At 60.7% G+C, this 19490-nt stretch carries 21 protein-coding genes; 13 read left to right on the top strand and 8 right to left on the bottom strand.

All coding sequences use genetic code 11. The features are described 5' to 3' along the window. Nucleotide 1: 1 nt before the first annotated feature. The 3 genes from AO268_RS31410 (at nucleotide 2) to AO268_RS31400 (ending at nucleotide 3311) form a co-directional block, all read left to right on the top strand. The gene (locus AO268_RS31410; RefSeq protein ID WP_076963329.1) at nucleotides 2-622 is read left to right on the top strand and encodes a 2-dehydro-3-deoxy-6-phosphogalactonate aldolase; all 621 of its coding nucleotides are present in this window, start codon (nucleotides 2-4) and stop codon (nucleotides 620-622) included. A 46-nt stretch (nucleotides 623-668) separates the two neighbouring features. Next, nucleotides 669-1817, top strand: a complete 1149-nt coding sequence (gene dgoD, locus AO268_RS31405) for a galactonate dehydratase (protein ID WP_076963330.1) — start codon at nucleotides 669-671, stop codon at nucleotides 1815-1817. A 177-nt stretch (nucleotides 1818-1994) separates the two neighbouring features. Continuing rightward, entirely contained in the window at nucleotides 1995-3311 is a 1317-nt protein-coding gene (locus AO268_RS31400; RefSeq protein WP_076963331.1) for an MFS transporter, read from the top strand. Between the two features lie 32 nt (nucleotides 3312-3343). On the opposite strand, the gene AO268_RS31395 is transcribed toward AO268_RS31400, so the two are convergent. The 3 genes from AO268_RS31395 to trpB all read right to left on the bottom strand — a co-directional run bounded on the left by AO268_RS31395 (nucleotide 3344) and on the right by trpB (nucleotide 7304). Further along, nucleotides 3344-5011 (bottom strand): BBE domain-containing protein, encoded by a 1668-nt coding sequence (locus AO268_RS31395; protein WP_099170843.1) that lies wholly within the window; start codon nucleotides 5009-5011, stop codon nucleotides 3344-3346. A gap of 256 nt (nucleotides 5012-5267) precedes the next feature. Next, nucleotides 5268-6077, bottom strand: a complete 810-nt coding sequence (trpA, locus tag AO268_RS31390) for a tryptophan synthase subunit alpha (protein WP_076963333.1) — start codon at nucleotides 6075-6077, stop codon at nucleotides 5268-5270. Next, complete coding sequence (gene trpB / locus AO268_RS31385; RefSeq protein ID WP_099170842.1) at nucleotides 6078-7304, bottom strand: tryptophan synthase subunit beta; 1227 nt, start codon at nucleotides 7302-7304, stop codon at nucleotides 6078-6080. A gap of 110 nt (nucleotides 7305-7414) precedes the next feature. Here trpB and AO268_RS31380 point away from each other — a divergent pair, with 110 nt between their 5' ends. Further along, nucleotides 7415-8311 (top strand): LysR family transcriptional regulator, encoded by an 897-nt coding sequence (locus tag AO268_RS31380; RefSeq protein ID WP_076963335.1) that lies wholly within the window; start codon nucleotides 7415-7417, stop codon nucleotides 8309-8311. Here the strand turns inward: AO268_RS31380 and AO268_RS31375 are convergent. Then, on the bottom strand, nucleotides 8308-8634 hold the full coding sequence (locus tag AO268_RS31375; protein ID WP_076963336.1) for a DUF883 family protein: 327 nt from the start codon (nucleotides 8632-8634) through the stop codon (nucleotides 8308-8310). The two genes, AO268_RS31380 and AO268_RS31375, sit on opposite strands and share 4 nt — an antisense overlap. Nucleotides 8635-8788: 154 nt before the next feature. Here AO268_RS31375 and AO268_RS31370 point away from each other — a divergent pair, with 154 nt between their 5' ends. Both AO268_RS31370 and AO268_RS31365 read left to right on the top strand, forming a co-directional pair. Further along, entirely contained in the window at nucleotides 8789-9004 is a 216-nt protein-coding gene (locus AO268_RS31370; RefSeq protein ID WP_032857113.1) for a dodecin, read from the top strand. Nucleotides 9005-9120: 116 nt separating this feature from the next. After that, on the top strand, nucleotides 9121-9345 hold the full coding sequence (locus AO268_RS31365; protein ID WP_099170841.1) for a DUF1161 domain-containing protein: 225 nt from the start codon (nucleotides 9121-9123) through the stop codon (nucleotides 9343-9345). A 58-nt stretch (nucleotides 9346-9403) separates the two neighbouring features. Here AO268_RS31365 and AO268_RS31360 read toward each other — a convergent pair whose 3' ends face one another. After that, a complete protein-coding gene (locus AO268_RS31360; protein WP_099170840.1) occupies nucleotides 9404-10405 on the bottom strand; it encodes an LLM class flavin-dependent oxidoreductase in 1002 nt (333 codons plus the stop codon). Nucleotides 10406-10618: 213 nt separating this feature from the next. Here AO268_RS31360 and AO268_RS31355 point away from each other — a divergent pair, with 213 nt between their 5' ends. The 3 genes from AO268_RS31355 (at nucleotide 10619) to AO268_RS31345 (ending at nucleotide 13175) form a co-directional block, all read left to right on the top strand. After that, entirely contained in the window at nucleotides 10619-11053 is a 435-nt protein-coding gene (locus AO268_RS31355) for an OsmC family protein (protein WP_076963339.1), read from the top strand. A gap of 226 nt (nucleotides 11054-11279) precedes the next feature. Further along, entirely contained in the window at nucleotides 11280-12800 is a 1521-nt protein-coding gene (locus AO268_RS31350) for a M91 family zinc metallopeptidase (RefSeq protein WP_099170839.1), read from the top strand. 135 nt (nucleotides 12801-12935) lie between these two features. After that, nucleotides 12936-13175: a DUF1161 domain-containing protein gene (locus AO268_RS31345; RefSeq protein ID WP_076963340.1), complete on the top strand. Its 240-nt coding sequence runs from the start codon at nucleotides 12936-12938 to the stop codon at nucleotides 13173-13175. Here the strand turns inward: AO268_RS31345 and AO268_RS31340 are convergent, their stop codons facing one another. Continuing rightward, complete coding sequence (locus tag AO268_RS31340; RefSeq protein WP_099170838.1) at nucleotides 13176-13604, bottom strand: PA0061/PA0062 family lipoprotein; 429 nt, start codon at nucleotides 13602-13604, stop codon at nucleotides 13176-13178. It abuts the gene before it with no gap. Between the two features lie 87 nt (nucleotides 13605-13691). On the opposite strand from AO268_RS31340, the gene AO268_RS31335 reads away from it, so the two are divergent. Then, nucleotides 13692-14735: an aminopeptidase gene (locus AO268_RS31335; protein ID WP_076963405.1), complete on the top strand. Its 1044-nt coding sequence runs from the start codon at nucleotides 13692-13694 to the stop codon at nucleotides 14733-14735. Nucleotides 14736-14820: 85 nt separating this feature from the next. Here AO268_RS31335 and AO268_RS31330 read toward each other — a convergent pair whose 3' ends face one another. Further along, on the bottom strand, nucleotides 14821-15480 hold the full coding sequence (locus AO268_RS31330; RefSeq protein WP_099170837.1) for an HAD family hydrolase: 660 nt from the start codon (nucleotides 15478-15480) through the stop codon (nucleotides 14821-14823). Continuing rightward, complete coding sequence (locus AO268_RS31325) at nucleotides 15477-16019, bottom strand: gamma carbonic anhydrase family protein (RefSeq protein WP_076963343.1); 543 nt, start codon at nucleotides 16017-16019, stop codon at nucleotides 15477-15479. The genes AO268_RS31330 and AO268_RS31325 overlap by 4 nt, the downstream gene beginning before the upstream one ends. Nucleotides 16020-16120: 101 nt before the next feature. Between AO268_RS31325 and prlC the strand changes: the two genes are divergently transcribed. The 3 genes from prlC (at nucleotide 16121) to AO268_RS31305 (ending at nucleotide 19488) form a co-directional block, all read left to right on the top strand. After that, on the top strand, nucleotides 16121-18172 hold the full coding sequence (gene prlC / locus AO268_RS31320) for an oligopeptidase A (protein ID WP_076963344.1): 2052 nt from the start codon (nucleotides 16121-16123) through the stop codon (nucleotides 18170-18172). Continuing rightward, the gene (locus AO268_RS31315) at nucleotides 18169-18444 is read left to right on the top strand and encodes a YheV family putative zinc ribbon protein (RefSeq protein WP_099170836.1); all 276 of its coding nucleotides are present in this window, start codon (nucleotides 18169-18171) and stop codon (nucleotides 18442-18444) included. The genes prlC and AO268_RS31315 overlap by 4 nt, the downstream gene beginning before the upstream one ends. 291 nt (nucleotides 18445-18735) lie before the next feature. Then, nucleotides 18736-19488, top strand: coding sequence for a gluconate 2-dehydrogenase subunit 3 family protein (locus tag AO268_RS31305; RefSeq protein WP_099170835.1), 753 nt, complete (start codon nucleotides 18736-18738; stop codon nucleotides 19486-19488). Nucleotides 19489-19490: the final 2 nt, after the last annotated feature.

The raw sequence follows: 19490 nt of genomic DNA, 5'->3' as shown, positions 1-19490 counted from the left end.
CATGCTCAAGCAAGCACTCACACAAAACGGTTTGATCGCCATCCTGCGCGGCCTGCGCCCGGACGAGGCCGCCGCTGTCGGCCAGGTGCTGTACCAGGCCGGGTTCCGGGTGATCGAAGTGCCGCTCAACTCGCCCGATCCCTACACCAGCATCCGCACCCTGCGTGAGACGTTGCCGGCCGATTGCCTGATCGGTGCCGGCACGGTGTTGACCGCGGCGCAGGTGCAACAGGTGAAGGCGGCCGGTGGCCAGGTCATCGTCATGCCCCACAGCGATGCCAAGGTGCTGCGCGCCGCCAAAGCCGCGGGCCTGTACCTGTCGCCCGGGGTCGCGACGCCCACCGAAGCCTTCGCCGCCCTGGCCGAAGGCGCTGATGTGCTGAAGCTGTTCCCGGCCGAGCAAATGGGCCCGGCGGTGGTCAAGGCCTGGCTGGCGGTGTTGCCGGCCGGCACGGTGTTGCTGCCGGTGGGCGGGATTACCCCGGACAACATGCAGGTGTTCGTCGACGCGGGGGTCAAGGGCTTTGGCCTGGGCTCCGGGCTGTTCAAGCCCGGTATGAGTGTCGAGCAGGTGGCGGGCCGTGCCCAGGCGTATGTCGCTGCCTGGAACGCCTTGAACTGAGTGTGCCTGGCGCCCCGGCGCTGCATCCGACAAGAGAGACAAGCAGATGAAAATCACCAAACTGACCACCTTTATCGTGCCGCCGCGCTGGTGCTTCCTCAAAGTGGAAACCGACGCCGGCGTAACCGGTTGGGGCGAGCCCGTGGTTGAAGGCCGCGCCCATACCGTGGCGGCGGCGGTCGAAGAACTGTCCGACTACTTGATCGGCAAAGACCCACGCAATATCGAAGATATCTGGACCGTGCTCTATCGCGGCGGCTTCTACCGGGGCGGCGCGATCCATATGAGCGCCCTGGCCGGTATCGACCAGGCGTTGTGGGACATCAAGGGCAAGGCCCTCGGCGTGTCGGTCAGCGACCTGCTGGGCGGCCAGGTGCGGGACAAGATCCGCGTGTATTCGTGGATCGGCGGCGACCGCCCGGCCGACACCGCCCGTGCGGCCAAGGAAGCCGTGGCCCGTGGCTTTACGGCGGTGAAGATGAACGGCACCGAGGAGCTGCAATTTCTCGACACCTTCGACAAGGTTGACCAGGCCCTGGCCAATGTTGCCGCTGTGCGCGATGCGGTCGGCCCGAATGTCGGTATCGGCGTGGACTTCCATGGCCGGGTGCACAAGCCCATGGCCAAGGTGCTGATGAAAGAGCTGGACCCGTACAAGCTGATGTTTATCGAAGAGCCGGTGCTGAGCGAAAACTACGAAGCGCTCAAGGAACTGGCGCCCCTGACCAGCACCCCGATTGCCCTGGGCGAGCGGCTGTTTTCGCGCTGGGATTTCAAACGCGTGCTCAGCGAAGGCTACGTCGACATCATCCAGCCGGATGCGTCCCACGCCGGCGGCATCACCGAAACCCGCAAGATCGCCAACATGGCCGAAGCCTACGACGTGGCCCTGGCCCTGCACTGCCCGCTGGGGCCGATCGCCCTGGCGGCGTGCCTGCAACTGGATGCGGTTTGCTACAACGCGTTTATCCAGGAGCAAAGCCTGGGCATTCACTACAACGAGAGCAACGACCTGCTCGATTACGTACGCGACCCGGGTGTTTTCGACTACGACCAGGGCTTTGTGAAGATCCCCAACGGGCCGGGCCTGGGGATTGAGATCAACGAGCAATACGTGATCGAGCGCGCGGCCATTGGTCACCGCTGGCGCAACCCGATCTGGCGGCATGCCGATGGCAGTTTTGCCGAGTGGTAAGCCCTGCCTGAAAGAGCGCGGTCAATGTGGGAGCGGGCTTGCTCGCGATTGCGGTAAATCAGCCAACTTATCAGGCACTGACACACCGCTATCGCGAGCAAGCCCGCTCCCACACTGAGTACGGTTTCTTCAGTCAATTTTTTCAGACCTCAATAAACATAATAAGAGGCTCCCCTCATGCATCCTGAAACCCTCACCGGGCAGGCGTCCCTTGTCACGCCCAGCCGCAAGCGTTACTTCATCATGGTCCTGCTGTTTATCACGGTGGTGATCAACTACCTGGACCGCAGCAACCTGTCGATTGCCGCGCCGGCCCTGACCAGTGACCTGGGGATCGACCCGGTGCACGTCGGGCTGATTTTCTCGGCGTTCGGCTGGACCTACGCCGCCATGCAAATCCCCGGCGGCTGGCTGGTGGACCGGGTGCCGCCGCGCATTCTGTACACCGCGGCCCTGCTGCTGTGGTCGATTGCCACGGTAATGCTGGGGTTTGCCGCAAGCTTTATTGCCCTGTTCGTGTTGCGCATGGCCGTAGGCGCCCTGGAAGCGCCGGCCTATCCGATCAACAGCCGGGTGGTCACCAGTTGGTTTCCCGAGCGTGAGCGCGCCACGGCCATTGGCTTCTACACGTCCGGGCAGTTCGTCGGGCTGGCGTTCCTGACCCCGGTGCTGGCCTGGTTGCAGCACCATTATGGCTGGCACATGGTGTTTATCAGCACCGGTGCGGTGGGCATTCTCTGGGCGGTGGTCTGGTACGCGGTGTACCGCGAGCCACGGGATTTCAAAGGGGTCAACAGCGCAGAAATCGAGCTGATCCGCGCCGGCGGCGGGCTGGTAGACCTGGAGGCGCAAACCGCCAAGCGCAAGGCCCCCTTCAGTTGGGTCGACCTGGGCATCGTCTTGAGCAAACGCAAGCTGTGGGGCATCTACCTGGGCCAGTTCTGCCTGAACTCGACCCTGTGGTTTTTCCTGACATGGTTCCCGACCTACCTGGTGAAATATCGCGGCATGGACTTCATCAAGTCCGGCCTGCTCGCCTCGCTGCCGTTCCTCGCCGCCTTTGTCGGGGTGTTGTGTTCCGGGCTGTTTTCCGATTGGCTGATCCGCCGTGGCGCCTCGGTAGGCTTTGCCCGTAAGTTGCCGATCATCAGCGGCCTGCTGATCTCCACGGCGATCATCGGCGCCAACTTCGTCGACTCGACGCCGTGGGTGATTGCGTTCCTGGCCGTGGCGTTTTTCGGCAACGGCCTGGCCTCGATCACCTGGTCGCTGGTGTCGACCCTGGCGCCGGCACGGCTGTTGGGGCTGACCGGCGGGGTGTTCAATTTCATCGGCAATTTGGCGGCGATCACCACGCCGATCGTCATCGGCTTTCTGGCCACCGGCGATTCGTTTGCGCCGGCGATCACCTATATTGCCGTTCTGGCGTTGCTCGGTGCGCTGTCCTACATATTGCTGGTGGGCAAGGTCGAGCGCATCGAACTCAAGGAGTGACGAGCGACCCGGGGTCGCCCGTTCTACCCCGGCTACGGCGTGGTCGGCACCGACATCTCGTTACGGAAGATATTCAACGGGTCCCAGCGCTTTTTGGTACGGCGCAGGCGGCTTTCGATAATGGTGTTCGGGAAAAAGATCCGGTACCACTGGGTATTTTTCCCATTGGCCGGGTTCCCGCCCAGGTAGGTCATGTCCAGGTCCGGGTAGTTGATGTAGCACCCCTCGAACTGATCATTGAGCGGCACGCCCTGGCTGTCAGCGAAGGCCTGGAAATACAGGCCTTGAATCCAGTCGGCATGGGCCTGGTCGGCCTCGGCACTGGCATCGCGCCAGTAGCATTGCGGCTGCCACTTGAGATACGACGAGCGCTGGGCCACCGAGCTTTGTGCCCGTGTGGGTCCATCGGGCTGATTGATACACCCGCCAAACGACTGGATCTGGATCAGGCTTTGGGTCAGGTATTTATCCGGGTCTGGCCGGGTGAGGGTTGCCCAGATGGCCGACAGCACCTGGGGGGTGAACACGCCCTTTTGATAGGCCGACTTGTAACGACCCCGCTGGTTATCGCCGGAACCGTTGACCGATTGACTGAACGGTAGCCAATCCATGCGCCTGGCGGCCTGGTGCGCGCTGGACAGTGAGTCGATCGTGCGCCCGGCCTGGCTGCTGCGCGGCAGGTGGACCACATAAAACGGCGGGATCGACTCGGTGGCGCGTACGGCGACGGCGGCGAGCATCGTGGCGACAAAATCCTCGAAAGGCGCCAGGTCATCGAGCAAGCCATCCTTGTCCACGTAATGAATACCCAGGGTCACGTTGCCGGTGTTCTGATGGCGCATTTCCAGTTTTGTCGCCAGGCCCCAGGTATTGGCATTCGCCTGATTGTTCGCAAACCAGGCCTGGTAGGTCTCAAGCAGACGCTCCAGGGCCGCTTGCGTGAGGTCGGCCCAATCCCATTCCAGCACCAGCCAATACACCTCCTTTGGCGCTTGTGGCAGTGCCTTGAAGTAATAGCTGGTAATGATGCCGAACTGCCCGCCCCCGCCGCCACAGCAGGCGGCGAACAGGTCCAGTTCATCGGCGTCGCTGCTTTCACGGGACACATGGGTGGCCAGCAGCCCCGTGCCCTGGGGGTTGGGCACCAGGATATCGACGCCGGACAACCAGTCGCAGGTCAGGCCGTACTTGCGTGACAGGAAGCCATAGCCGCCACCGCAGATATGCCCCCCGGCGCCCACGGAATAACAGGAGCCACCGGGCAGGGTCTTGCCGGCGGCCGTGTACAGCGCCACATAGGTGTCCCAGTTCTGGCAGCCGGCCGCCACGCGGAATTGGTAGCCATAGGGCGCCTCGGGCACCAGCACCGAGCGCAGTTGCCCGTCGGCTTGATACGCCAGGGTCTTGAGCCGGCCTATATCGAGGATCGACAGGGTTTCGTTGGGGTGGCCGGGCATCCGGTTGGAGACAAAACCTTCATAGCAATGGCCGCCGCTGCGCACTGTAATGCGCCCATCGGCGAGCGCCAGGGCCTGGGCGGCGGCGTCGATAATGTCTTGTTCGCTGTAGCAGATGTAGATCCGGCTGGCGCCATTGGGCGACGACTCACCCTGCACATTGCCCAACGGCCAACGCAGGTTGAAACCCTTTTGCAACGTGGAATGACGGCGGTCCGAGGAGGTGACGAGATCAAATGCCATGTTGTGCTCCAAAGAGACAGAATGACTTCTGATGCGGCTAACTTAACGACCGGGAAGGCAAGAACTGCAGAGTGCCGAGGCGGTTAGACGGCAATAGGCATGAAGTACGGTGAGTGAAGGCAGGTAGCCTGCCCGCTTCAGCCTAGTCCAAAAATGCAGGTGCCGGCTTGCCTGCGATGGTGTCAGATAAAAAGCCGCAAGGTGTCAGGCATCCTGCGTCATCGTTAACGACCCTCGCGAGCAAGCCCGCCCACCGTTACTTACGGGCGTTACGTACACCTTCCGACAGCGCGGCACACAGGCTCAACACCCCATCGATCGCTTGCTGGTCGTGGCTGGCATTGGCGATATGGTCGATCAGCGCCGACCCCACCACCACACCGTCCGCCAGGCGGGCGATGGCGGCGGCCTGTTCCGGGGTGCGGATGCCGAAGCCGATGCTGATTGGCAGGTCGGTATGCCGGCGCAGGCGGCCGACGGCCTCTTCCACGTGTTCCAGGGTGGCGGCACCGGCACCGGTCACACCGGCCACCGACACGTAGTACACAAACCCGGAGCTGCCGTTGAGCACCGTGGGCAGGCGCACATCGTCGGTGGTGGGCGTGGTCAGGCGGATAAAGTCGATGCCGGCGGCCTGGGCCGGGTCGCACAGTTCGCTGTTATGTTCCGGCGGCATATCGACCACGATCAGGCCATCGACGCCGGCCTCTTTGGCATCACTGATAAAGCGCGGCACGCCGTACATATGGATCGGGTTGAAGTAGCCCATCAACACCAGTGGCGTGTCGCTATTGCCCTGGCGGAACTCGCGCACCATCTGCAGGGTTTTCGCCAGGTTCTGCTTGGCGCCCAACGCGCGGATATTGGCCAGTTGGATCGCCGGGCCGTCGGCCATCGGATCGGTGAAGGGCATGCCCAACTCGATCACATCGGCACCGGCTGCCGGCAAGCCCTTGAGGATCGCCAGGGAGGTGTCATACCCCGGGTCGCCGGCGGTAATGAAGGTCACCAGGGCGGCGCGGTTTTGTTCCTTGAGTTGCGCAAAGCGGGTTTGCAGGCGGCTCATTTAGTGTTTCTCCTGCTGAGACTGTTCCATATGGTGCATCACGGTCTGCATGTCTTTGTCGCCACGGCCCGACAGGTTGACCACCATCAGGTGATCCTTGGGCAGGGTCGGTGCGCGCTTGAACACTTCAGCCAGGGCGTGGGCGCTTTCCAGTGCAGGAATAATCCCTTCCAGGCGGCAGCATTTGTGAAAGGCGTCGAGGGCTTCGTCGTCAGTTACCGAGGTGTACTGGACGCGGCCGATGTCGTGCAACCACGCATGCTCAGGGCCGATGCCGGGGTAATCCAGGCCGGCGGAAATCGAGTGGGCGTCGATGATCTGGCCATCGTCGTCCTGCAACAGGAAGGTACGGTTGCCGTGCAGCACGCCCGGTACGCCGCCGTTGAGGCTGGCGGCGTGCTTGCCGGTCTCGATGCCGTAGCCCGCGGCTTCGACGCCAATGATCTCGACACTGGTGTCATCGAGAAACGGGTGGAACAGGCCCATGGCGTTGGAGCCACCGCCGATGCACGCCACCAGGCTGTCCGGCAGGCGGCCTTCCTGGGCTTGCAACTGGGTGCGGGTTTCCTTGCCGATCACCGCCTGGAAGTCGCGCACCATTGCAGGGTAAGGGTGCGGGCCAGCCACGGTGCCGATCAGGTAGAAGGTGCTGTCGACGTTGGTCACCCAGTCGCGCAGGGCTTCGTTCATCGCGTCCTTGAGGGTGCCGGTGCCGGCGACCACCGGGATCACTTCGGCGCCCAAAAGCTTCATGCGGAACACGTTGGCCTGCTGGCGCTCGATATCGGTGGTGCCCATGTAGATCACACATTGCAGGCCAAACCGCGCGGCGACGGTGGCGGTGGCCACGCCGTGCATGCCGGCGCCGGTCTCGGCGATGATACGTTTCTTGCCCATGCGCCGCGCCAGCAGGATCTGGCCGATGCAGTTGTTGATTTTGTGTGCGCCGGTGTGGTTCAGCTCTTCGCGCTTGAGGTAGATCTTGGCGCCGCCGCAGAACTCGGTCAGGCGTTCGGCGAAATACAGCGGGCTTGGGCGTCCGACGTAATCGCGCTGGAAGTAGGCCAGTTCTTCGTTGAAGGCCGGATCGATCTTGGCCGCTTCGTATTCGCGGGCCAGGTCGAGGATCAACGGCATCAGGGTTTCCGCCACGTAGCGGCCACCGAATGCGCCAAACAGGCCGTTGGCGTCAGGGCCGTTGCGTAAATCGGTCTGGGACTGGGTCATGGTGCGCTCCAGGAAGAAGAGAGGGGAGAGGCAATGACGGCCACTCTACCCCCTGACGCGGTACGGTGAAAACCGATAAGATCGCCGCAACCTGTCAGGAAAACTCACAGATGAGCCGAGACCTTCCCCCGCTTAACGCCTTGCGCGCATTTGAAGCCACCGCCCGCCTCAACAGCGTCAGCCAGGCTGCCGAACAATTGCACGTGACCCACGGTGCCGTCAGCCGACAACTGAAAGTGTTGGAAGAACACCTTGGCGTGAGTCTTTTCGTCAAGGATGGGCGCGGCATTAAACTCACAAATGCCGGCGTGCGGCTGCGCGATGCCAGCGTCGAGGCGTTCGAGCGCCTGCGGGATGTGTGCGGGGCGTTGACCCAGAGCAGCGCCGACGCGCCCTTTGTGCTTGGCTGTTCCGGAAGTTTGCTGGCGCGCTGGTTTATTCCACGGCTGGGGCGCCTGAATGCCGACTTGCCGGATTTGCGCCTGCATCTGTCGGCGGGCGAAGGCGACCTTGACCCCAGGCGGCCGGGCCTGGATGCACTACTGGTGTTTGCCGAACCGCCATGGCCTGCGGATATGCAGGTGTACGAACTGGCTGGCGAGCGGATCGGCCCGGTGATGAGCCCGCACTTTGCCCACTACCAGGCCCTGCGCGAGGCGCCCGCCCAGGCCCTGCTGGGCGAAGCCCTGTTGCACACCACCTCGCGTCCGCAAGCCTGGCCCAACTGGGCGCAGCACCATGGCATCGAGGCCGGCGCGTTGCAGTACGGCCAGGGTTTTGAGCATTTGTATTATTTGCTGGAGGCGGCCGTGGCTGGCCTGGGGGTGGCGATCGCCCCGCAACCGCTGGTGGCGGAGGACGTGCGCGCCGGTCGCCTGGTGGCGCCGTGGGGCTTTAGCCAAACCCCGGCGCACCTGGCGTTGTGGTTACCCAAGCGCGCCGCAGATGGGCGCGCCCGGCAGCTGGCGCAGTGGCTCAAGGCTGAGCTGGCGCGCCAGCCGGCTTAGTCACCGCGCTTGCACAGCAGGTAGGCCGCCAGCAGGCCCAGGGCGCCAACGGCAACGCCGGCGGTGGTCCAAGGGTGCTCCTGGGCATAGTCACGGGTGGCCGCCCCGGTTTCGCGGATTTTCACTTTGCCTTCTTCGTAGGCGTCGCTGATCAGGTGGCGGGAGTGCTTGAGGGCATTCTCGGCATTGCTTTTGAGGGCCTTGAGGGTTTTGCGCGACTCGTCAGACGCATCGTCCTTGAGGCTCTCAAGGGATTTGAGCAGGCTCGAAATCTCGGCTTCCATGCTTTCCAATGACGCTTTGCGTAAAGAGGTGTTGGCCATGTGGGCTCTCCTGGAGTGATTGAGTGGCATTGTTGGTTCCGACTGCGGGGGGTGCAGAAAGTGCAGTAAATCTGAACTTTCAAGTGAGAAGGGGCGCCAGAAGCAGTACGAAGAATCACTGCTAGGCTTTATTCAACGACCCAGGAGAACGCTCATGTCTGATCATCACACCTACAAGAAAGTCGAACTGGTGGGTTCGTCCCCAACCAGCATCGAGGACGCCATCAACAATGCCCTGGCCGAGGCCAGCAAGAGCATCAAGCATCTGGAGTGGTTCGAGGTGACCGAAACCCGTGGCCACATCAAGGACGGCAAGGCCGCGCACTTCCAGGTGACGCTCAAGGTGGGCTTTCGTATTGCCAATAGTTGATAGGCTTGGTTGAACTTTGCACGCTGGCTGATTGCCATAACCTGCGCGACACCCTTTGGGCGCCGATGCCCTCTGCGTCGGCGCGCACTTTTTGATCAGCGCAAGGAAAGTAACGGATGAAAAAGTTTCTGTTAGCGGTAGGTTTGTTGAGCCTGGCGGGTACGGCCCTGGCGGCGGGCAAGCCGTGTGACGAGCTGAAAAGCGAAATCGACGCCAAGATCCAGGCCAATGGCGCTTCCGGGTACACCCTGGAAATTGTCGATAAAGGCAGCGCAACCAATGGCGACGTCGTCGGCAGTTGCGAAGGTGGTACCAAGGAAATCGTCTACAACCGCGGGTGATCCTGTGCGGCAGACGTAAAAACCGACGCCAGGGCGTCGGTTTTTTTATTTGTGTGGGTCAGCCCTTCATCACCTGGGCCAGCAGCTCGTAGGAATGAATCCGATCAGCATGCTCGTACAGGTCGCAGGTAAAGATCAGCTCATCGGCACCGGTCTGCTCGATCAACACCTCCAGTTTGGCGCGAATCTTCGCCGGGCTCCCCACCATCGCCAGGCCCAGGAAATTGCCGACCGCTTCTTTTTCATGAGGCTGCCACAAGCCGTCCATGCTGTCGACCGGCGGGCGCTGTACCAGGCTCTGCCCGCGCATCAGCGCGAGGATTCGTTGGTAGACCGAGGTGGCCAGGTAATCGGCCTGCTCATCGGTATCCGCGGCCACCAGCGGCACGCCGAGCATCACGTAGGGCTTGTCGAGCACGGCTGAAGGCTTGAAGTGATTGCGATAGACGCGAATCGCCTCATGCATCATGCGCGGTGCGAAATGGGAGGCGAAGGCGTAGGGCAACCCGCGTTCACCGGCCAATTGGGCGCTGAACAGGCTGGAGCCCAGCAGCCACACCGGGACGTTGGTGTTGGTGCCCGGGACGGCGATCACCCGTTGCTCGGGCGTGCGTGGGCCCAGGTAGGCCATCAACTCGGCCACATCCTCGGGGAAGTCGTCGGCACTGCCGGAGCGCTCGCGGCGCAGGGCGCGGGCGGTCATCTGGTCGGAGCCGGGCGCACGGCCCAGGCCCAGGTCGATCCGGCCGGGGTACAGGCTTTCCAGGGTGCCGAACTGCTCGGCGATCACCAGTGGCGCGTGGTTGGGCAGCATCACGCCGCCGGATCCGACGCGGATGCTCGAGGTGCCACCGGCCAGGTAGCCCAGCAGCACCGAGGTTGCGGAGCTGGCGATGCCATCCATATTGTGGTGCTCGGCCACCCAGAAACGGGTGTAGCCGAATTTTTCCACATGCTGGGCCAGGTCCAGGGAATTACGCAGCGACTGCGCGGGGCTGCCATTGGCGCGCACCGGCACCAGGTCGAGGGTCGAGAACTTCACATCGGACAGTGGTTTCATAAGCCTGCTTCTCCATAGGGGCGCAGGCTTGTGACGAACCAATACCTGCCGCTGCATGTGCATGTCCTATGCAATGAGGGCATATACCCGAGATTCAATAGCCGCTGTGAAATTTCCTACTTGGCTGCTTGGTTTTTCCAGTGGGGATGAACTTTGCCAGAGCTTCTATCCTCAGAACCTTACTGATGCACAACCACTGCTTGGGAGATTGCCATGAGTATCGTGAAAAAAGCCTCCGCCCACTGGGAAGGCGACCTGAAAACCGGCCTGGGTTCTATCTCGACCGAAACCGGCGTGCTGCGCGAAGCCCCCTACGGCTTCAAGGCACGTTTTGAAGGTGGCAAGGGCACCAACCCTGAAGAACTGATCGGCGCGGCCCATGCCGGCTGTTTCTCCATGGCCTTTTCGATGATCCTGGGCGAGGCCGGGCTCAAGGCCGACAGCATCGACACCCAGGCCGAAGTGACCCTGGATCAGGTGGACGGTGGTTTTGCGATCACCGCAGTCCACCTGATCCTCAAGGCCAAGATCCCCGGCGCGAGCCAGGCGCAGTTCGATGAGCTGAGCAAAAAGGCCAAGGAAGGATGCCCGGTATCCAAGGTCCTGAATGCCACCATCACGCTGGACGGTACGCTGCTGTCTGTTTGATTCCGGGTGAGGTGATGAGGGGGGACTCTCATCACCCTCTTCTTATATGCCCTGCTGTTTAGACTGAAAATGGTTGCGAGATTTGAATTGCTCAATTGTCTTGGAACCGTATTGCCGGTGACGCCACGTATATTATCAAGTCAACTATAACTGCGTACTTTGCGTAAGCATTAACGAATGCGCCAGGTTGGTAGTGATGAGATTAAAGTGAGTCAGAGGCATTATTATGAAATTAACCGATAGATCACCTGCCAGTTTTTCTCTTGCTGCACAATATTCGGAATCATCCGCTAACGGTTTGTTTGATGAGCCTGGAAAGCCGCGTCGGGACTTTTCCAATACGATAACCGTATCTGAAATAAAGAAGCCGGACGCTTCACTGCTTTCTGCCGAAGATGGGTTGTCAAAAAAGTACTCCCTTTTGAGTGATTGCAATGTAACGGTTTCCCGTGAGCTGAAGTGGGTCGAAAAGGAAGATGGGGTTGAAGTCGCAAAAGATAGCTTGGTGATAGAAACTACAAACCAGGCGGATACTGTTCATGTTAAGCGCGCAAAAAATGGCGGTCTTGATATTGTCGTCAATGATCGGGCTTACCATATAGACAGCCATCAACCTGAGCAGAAAATTCCGCAGATTCATATTAAAACCCTCGGCGGTGACGACCGCGTATGGGTCGATCCTGATGTCGGCGAGCACATGCTGATTGAGACCGGGGACGGTGCGGACCATGTGAGGGCTGGGGCCGGCAATACGCGGGTGTTTGCCGGTGCCGGCAACGATACCGTGGCGCTGGGAAGCGGCTTTGGTTATGTCGAGGGCGGTGAAGGCGATGACGTACTGATTGGCGGCAGCGGTATGAGTGCGATGTACGGTAATAATGGCAACGATAAAATGTTTGCAGGCTACTTTGCCAATACTCAAAAAACCTACATGGATGGCGGCCGTGGTGATGATGAAATGTACGCAATAAGCGGGCGCACTATCATGCACGGCGGTATGGGTGATAATGCGATGACAAGTTATGGCGGTAGCCATATTTATACCGGCAAAGGCAATAATAGGGTTGTCTCACTCAATGATGCAGATACTATATTTGCCAAGAAAGAGGATGTTGTACAGCGCGACCCTGGATCTAAGTTGGTAGGCGTCAGCTATTCCGATGTAGGGCATGAGGGGTTGAAGGTTACGGGGCGCCCTGAATTCAGACAGCGGGTCGAAGATGATCTTGAGTTGCTCCGGCTTTCACCGATCGGGCAACAACTGTTAGCGGAATTGGATGCGGCTTTCCAACGTAACACCATGCCCAAGCTCGATTCGGAGGGGGTTGAAACCAACAAAGAGAAAAACAGGCGGCAGCCGGAAAATCAGATCATTAAGATCAAGGAGCTAGAGACGGATAACGGGAACTTCTTTTCCCGGGAACTGGGCTTTAATCCTTCCTTTATAGATACCGTGCATCAGTCATTTCCAATCAGTGTTTTACAGCATGAACTGTCGCACGGTTTTAATTGGGTAAACAAAAGTAAGTTAGAAGGCCAAACCAGGGTAAATGATAGCGCCACTGGCTTGGAGGACAATATGGAGCGTCAAGCCGTCGGGCTACAGACAAACGAGTCATTCGATTTCGACAGAGACCCATCTACGCCGCCTACATTCACCAATCCAAAGCCTTTCACGGAGAACGGCCTTCGTGAGGAGATGGGCGAACCCTTGCGTACGGCCTACAAAATCGAAAATGTTGTTTGAAAGGCCAATGAGCCTGCACAGGGAAGTCGTGAGCCAAGGGCATTAAATCAGAACTCGCCTTGTGCAAATGTGGTCGAATAGTCGATTGCAACGTGAGCGCACACCCGTGCGCGATGCATTTAGGGAGCGTCACCCATGAAACGTTTTGCCTTGGCGATTATTTGCAGTGCTTTGGCCACATCGGCCCTGGCCGCGCCGAAAGACTGTGAAGAGCTCAGGAAAGAGATTGAAGTCGGCCTGCAGGCCAAGGCAATCCCCTCCTACACCCTGGAAATCATCACCGCCGAAGAAGCCAAGAATCATGACGAAGCCATGATCGTCGGCTCTTGCGAAAACGGCACCAAGCGCATCATCTACCAGCGCAACGATGACTGATCAGGGAATGCAGTTGACGCTGCGTTCCTCGGCCAGCAACTGACGCTGGGCGTTATACAGGCGGATATTCGGGGTGAAGCCCAGCGAGCGCCCTTCCAGGCGGTAGCGTTGGCCGGCCTGGAACTGGTCGTATTGCAGGGTGATAAAACAGGTGCGCTCCTGGGGCTGGTTCAGCCCGCCACCCAGGCCGGCGCCGGCATACACTTCAAAGTCAAAACGCACCATCAACTCATGGCTGCCCGGTGGCACCTGGAAGTAGCGCCCATCGTCGAGGGCCTTACCGTCCAGGCGCTGCGCCATGACCAGTTTGGCGCCCGGCGTCGGGGTGGCGAAATCGACCCAGGCCTGTTGCGGGTCTGCCGGCGGGATCGGTGTGGAGGCGCAGGCGCTGAGAAATATCGCCGCGAGGGGAAGCAGGAGCTGACGCATAACGGGTACTCAACCGTAGGAATGGTATGAGCATAACCCCTGCCAGGCAGTTAGTCTGGCAGGCCGATGACGGTGGAGCGGTTTGAAATGATGTGGCGTTTATTGGCGGGGCTGACGTGTCTGCTGCTCGGCGGTTGCTCCAGTGTCAGCTATTACAGCCAACTGGCCAGCGGCCAATGGCAGTTGCTGCGAGCGCGGGAACCGGTGGCCGCAGTGATTGCCGATCCGGCGCGGCCGCAAGTGTTGCGCGATCACCTGGCGCAATCCCAGAAAGCGCGCACCTTCGCCAGTCAACAACTGCACCTGCCCGACAACCAGAGCTATCGCCTGTACGCCGATATCGGCCGGCCATACGTCGTCTGGAATGTCTTCGCTACATCGGAATTTTCCTTGCTGCCCCAGAACCATTGCTTTCCGATCGCCGGGTGCGTGGCCTACCGCGGTTATTACACTCAAGGTGCGGCACGGGGCGAGGCCGCGCTGTTGCAACGGCGTGGCATGGATGTGTCGATTGGCGGGGTCGAGGCTTATTCCACCCTGGGCTGGTTCAATGATCCGATCATGAGTTCGATGATGCGCTGGGGTGAAGAGCGCCTGGCCACGGTGATTTTTCACGAGCTGGCGCACCAGCGCTTTTATGTGAAGGACGACACCGAGTTCAATGAGTCGTTTGCCACCTTTGTCGAACAGGAAGGCACCCGACAATGGCGCGCGGTCCGCGGTCTTGCGCCTGCGAGCGAGTCGACCTTGAAGCAGCGCGACCAATTTATCCAACTGATCCTCGACACCCGCAGCCGCCTGGAGCGCCTGTATGCGCAGCCGTTGGCCGCAGATGCCATGCGCCAGGCCAAGGCGGCCGAGTTCGAGCGCTTGCGCCGTGATTATCGGCACTTGCGTGACAGCCAGTGGGCCGGTGACCCGCGTTATGACGCCTGGATCAATCAGCCGATGAACAATGCGCGCTTGCTGCCATTTGGTTTGTATGACCAGTGGGTGCCGGCGTTTGCGGCATTGTTTCACCGGGAGGGCGGGGATTGGCTGAAGTTCTACGGTGCCGTGGAGCAATTGGGAAGGCTGCCTGTGGAGCAGCGCAAACTGGCGTTGCGGCAGTTGGTCGGTGGCGACCTTTAGGGTCTCATCGCTGGCAAGCCAGCTCCCACATTGGTCGGTGTTTACACATCAAAATGTGGGAGCGGGCTTGCCAGCGATAGCCATCTCAAGCCCGCCGCAAAAACGCCTGATGCATCTCCTCCAGTGTCTCAAAATGCCAGCGCGGCGCTTCGGCACTCAACTCTGCAAAGCTGCCAAACCCATACCCCACTGCCGCCGCATCCAGGCCATTGCTGCGTGCGCCGATCAGGTCGTGCTTGCGGTCGCCGATCATCAAGGTGGTGGCCGGGTCCATGCCTTCCTTACGCATCAAATGGGCGATCAACTCGACTTTGTTGGTGCGCGTGCCGTCCAGCTCGCTGCCGTAGATCACCTTGAAGTGCTTGGCGAAATCGAAATGCCGGGCGATCTCCCGGGCAAATTCCCACGGCTTGGAGGTGGCCACATACAGCTGGCGCCCCTGGCCGTTCAACGCTTCCAGCAAGGGTATGACCCCGTCGAATACCCGGTTTTCATAGAGCCCGGTGACCTTGAAGCGCTCGCGATAGAAGTTCACCGCTTCCCAGGCCCGCGCCTCGTCGAAGTCGTAGAACTGCATAAAGGCCTGCAGCAACGGCGGGCCGATAAAGTGTTCAAGCTTGGTCAGGTCCGGCTCATCGATGCCCAGCTTGGCCAGGGCGTACTGGATCGAGCGGGTGATGCCTTCCCGTGGGTCGGTCAGGGTGCCGTCCAGGTCAAACAGGACCGTCTGGTAATCCAGGGTCATTGGGCGAACCCCTCTGCCAGGTGCAGGTCCTTGAGCTTCACGTAGTTCGCGGCGCTGTAGGTGAAAAAGGCGCGTTCCTTGTCAGAAAGTGCACGAATTTGTTTAACCGGGCTGCCCACATACAAAAAGCCGCTTTCAAGTTTCTTGCCCGGCGGCACCAGGCTGCCGGCACCGATGATCACATCGTCCTCAACCACCGCGCCGTCCATCACAATGCTGCCCATGCCGATCAGGATGCGGTTGCCCACGGTGCAGCCATGCAGCATGACTTTATGGGCGATGGTTACATCGTCGCCGATCAGCAGCGGGAAACCGTCAGGATTGAACGGCCCGGCGTGGGTAATGTGCAGCACGCAGCCGTCCTGCACGCTGGTGCGCGCACCGATGCGGATACGGTGCATGTCGCCGCGAATCACCGTCAGCGGCCAGACCGAGCTGTCGGCGCCGATTTGAACATCGCCGATCACCACCGCCGAAGCATCGACGAAAGCCCCGGCGCCGAGGGTTGGCGTGTGATTCTGATAGGTGCGAAGGGTCACGATAGCCTCTCTCTGTTTGGTTGATAGCTGCGGTGGACGTTGATTGTAATTAAGATGGCCCCATCTTTGTCTTACCTGTTTCTTCAGCCAAGGTGCCAACCGTGAGCGCGAACAACCCTCTTTTGCAGTCCTACGACCTGCCGCCGTTCTCGGCGATCCGTGCCGAGCACGTCCAACCAGCCATCGAACAGATCCTGGCCGACAACCGCGTCGCCATCGAAGGTATCCTGCAAAGCCAGGGAAAAAATCCGACATGGGCCGGCCTGGTCCTGGCCATGGACGAGCTCAACGACCGCCTGGGCGCCGCCTGGAGCCCGGTCAGCCACCTCAATGCCGTGTGCAACAGCGCTGAACTGCGCGAAGCCTACGAGGCCTGCCTGCCGGCATTGAGCGCCTATTCCACCGAGATGGGCCAGAACCGCGAGCTGTTCCAGGCCTTCGAGGCCCTGGCCAACAGCCCGCAAGCGGCCGGTTTCGACGTGGCGCAAAAAACCATTCTGGAGCACGCACTGCGCGATTTCCGTCTGTCGGGCATCGACCTGCCGCCCGAGCAGCAGAAGCGCTATGCCGAAGTGCAGAGCAAACTCTCCGAATTGGGCAGCAAGTTCTCCAACCAACTGCTCGACGCCACCCAGGCCTGGACCAAGCACGTCACCGACGAAGCCGCCCTCGCCGGCCTGACCGACTCGGCCAAGGCGCAAATGGCCGCTGCGGCCCAGGCCAAAGGCCTCGACGGCTGGTTGATCAGCCTGGAATTCCCCAGCTACTACGCGGTGATGACCTACGCCCACGACCGTGCCCTGCGCGAAGAAGTCTACGCGGCCTACTGCACCCGTGCGTCGGACCAGGGCCCGAATGCCGGTCAGAACGATAACGGCCCGGTGATGGAACAGATCCTCGACCTGCGCCAGGAATTGGCCCAACTGCTCGGTTTCGCCTCCTTCTCCGAACTGAGCCTGGCCACCAAAATGGCCGAATCCAGCGACCAGGTACTTGGTTTCCTACGTGACCTGGCCAAGCGCAGCAAACCGTTTGCCGCCCAGGACCTGCAACAGCTCAAGGCCTACGCCGCCGAACAAGGCTGTGCCGACCTGCAAAGCTGGGACAGTGGTTTCTACGGCGAAAAGCTGCGCGAACAGCGCTACAGCGTGTCCCAGGAAGCCCTGCGCGCCTACTTCCCAATCGACAAAGTGCTCGGCGGCCTGTTTGCTATCGTCCAGCGCCTGTACGGCATCGAGATCGCCGAGCAGAAAGGCTTCGACACCTGGCACCCGGATGTTCGCCTGTTTGAAATCAAGGAAAACGGCCAGCACGTCGGCCGCTTCTTCTTCGACCTGTATGCCCGCGCCAACAAGCGTGGCGGCGCCTGGATGGACGGTGCCCGTGACCGCCGGCGCACCGCCGAAGGCGTGCTGCAAAGCCCGGTGGCCAACCTGGTGTGCAACTTCACCCCGGCCGACAGCGGCAAGCCTGCCCTGCTGACCCACGATGAAGTCACCACCCTGTTCCATGAGTTCGGCCACGGCCTGCACCACCTGCTGACCCGCGTCGAACACGCCGGTGTATCCGGCATCAACGGCGTGGCCTGGGATGCGGTGGAGTTGCCGAGCCAGTTCATGGAGAACTGGTGCTGGGAGCCGGAAGGCCTGGCGCTGATTTCCGGTCACTACGAAAGTGGCGAAGCCCTGCCCCAGGACCTGCTGGAAAAAATGCTCGCGGCGAAGAACTTCCAGTCCGGCCTGATGATGGTGCGCCAGCTGGAATTCTCGCTGTTCGACTTTGAGTTGCACGCCACCCACGGCGATGGCCGCAGCGTGGCGCAGGTGCTCGAAGGCGTGCGCGACGAAGTCTCGGTGATGCGCCCGCCGGCCTACAACCGCTTCCCCAACAGCTTCGCGCATATTTTCGCCGGGGGTTACGCGGCGGGGTACTACAGCTACAAGTGGGCTGAAGTACTGTCGGCGGATGCCTTCTCCAAGTTTGAAGAAGACGGCGTGCTCAATGCCCAAACTGGCCGGGCCTTCCGCGAGGCGATCCTGGCCCGTGGCGGTTCCCAGGCACCGATGGTGCTGTTCGTCGACTTCCGCGGACGCGCACCGTCGATTGACGCACTCTTGCGCCACAGCGGCCTGAGTGAGGACGCGGCAGCATGAGTGACGTGCCTGTGATCACCAAAAAGCAATTTATCGCCGGCGCCGTGTGCCCGGCGTGCAGCGAGCCGGACAAGCTGAAGATGTGGACCGAAGATAGCGTGCCGCATCGCGAGTGCGTGGCCTGTGGTTATACCGACACGCTTAATGACCAGGGGTTGTCGGTGCCCAAGGAATTGGGCACGCGGGTCAATACCTCGGCGTTGAAAGCAGCGGCCGACCCCAAGGTGCAGGCGGTGCAGTTCTTCCCTAATCCGAAGCTGAAAAAAGACTAAAGAAGCGACGCTAACCACTGTAGGAGCGAGCTTGTGTGGGAGCGGGCTTGCTCGCGATAGCGCTGTATCAGTCGACATTTTTGTTAGCTGACACACCGCATTCGCGAGCAAGCCCGCTCCCACACAGGTTCGCTCCTACATTTTTTTGCGCGCATTTCTCGAATTTCCTGGCTGAAACGATTCTCCCGTTCCTTAGCCTGCTATCATTTGTAACCATTGATTACATCCACAACGACAAGCCGCTCCATGAAGCGACTGCTCAAGCCCGTGACCACATGATGAGGTGCCACCATGTCTGATCAAGATCGAGACAACCCCCGGCGTGACTTTTTGCGCAAATCCTTGACCTTGATCCCGGTGGTCACGGTTGCCAGCACCGGCCTTGGCGGCTCGATGCTGATGGCCACGCCCGAACCTGCCCAGGCCAGCCCGGCCAAGGCGCCTGCTAGCGAAAAGGCCTACGAGCCCAGTTACTTCACCACTGAGGAGTGGGCGTTTATCAACGCCGCCGTCGCGCGCTTGATCCCCGCCGATGCCCAAGGCCCAGGTGCCCTGGAAGCCGGCGCGCCGGAATACATCGACCGGCAGATGAACACCCCCTACGCCAGTGGCGCCCTGTGGTTTATGCAAGGCCCGTTCAATGCCGACGCTCCGCCCGAGATGGGCTGGCAGAGCAAACTGGTGCCCAAGGAGATCTATCGCCTGGGTATTGCCGCCACGGATGCCTGGTCGAAAGCGTTCAACGGTAAAGCATTTGCTGGGCAAGACAGCGCTACCCAGGATGATCTGCTGCGCCGCCTGGAGGCAGGCGGTGCTGAAACCGGCGAGCATTTCGCGGCGGTTCCACCGAAGATTTTCTTCAACCTGTTGCTGCAAAACACCAAGGAAGGGTTCTTCTGCGACCCGATCCACGGCGGCAACAAAGGCATGGTTGGCTGGACCATGATCGGCTTCCCCGGCGCCCGCGCCGATTTTATGGATTGGGTGGAACGCAACGAGCAATACCCCTTCCCGGCTGTTTCCATCCGTGGCGAGAGGGCATAAAC

It is taken from the genome of Pseudomonas sp. ICMP 8385 (assembly GCF_002699915.1).
Classification (GTDB): Bacteria; Pseudomonadota; Gammaproteobacteria; order Pseudomonadales; family Pseudomonadaceae; genus Aquipseudomonas; species Aquipseudomonas gessardii.
This window is presented reverse-complemented; position numbering and strand designations above follow the sequence as displayed.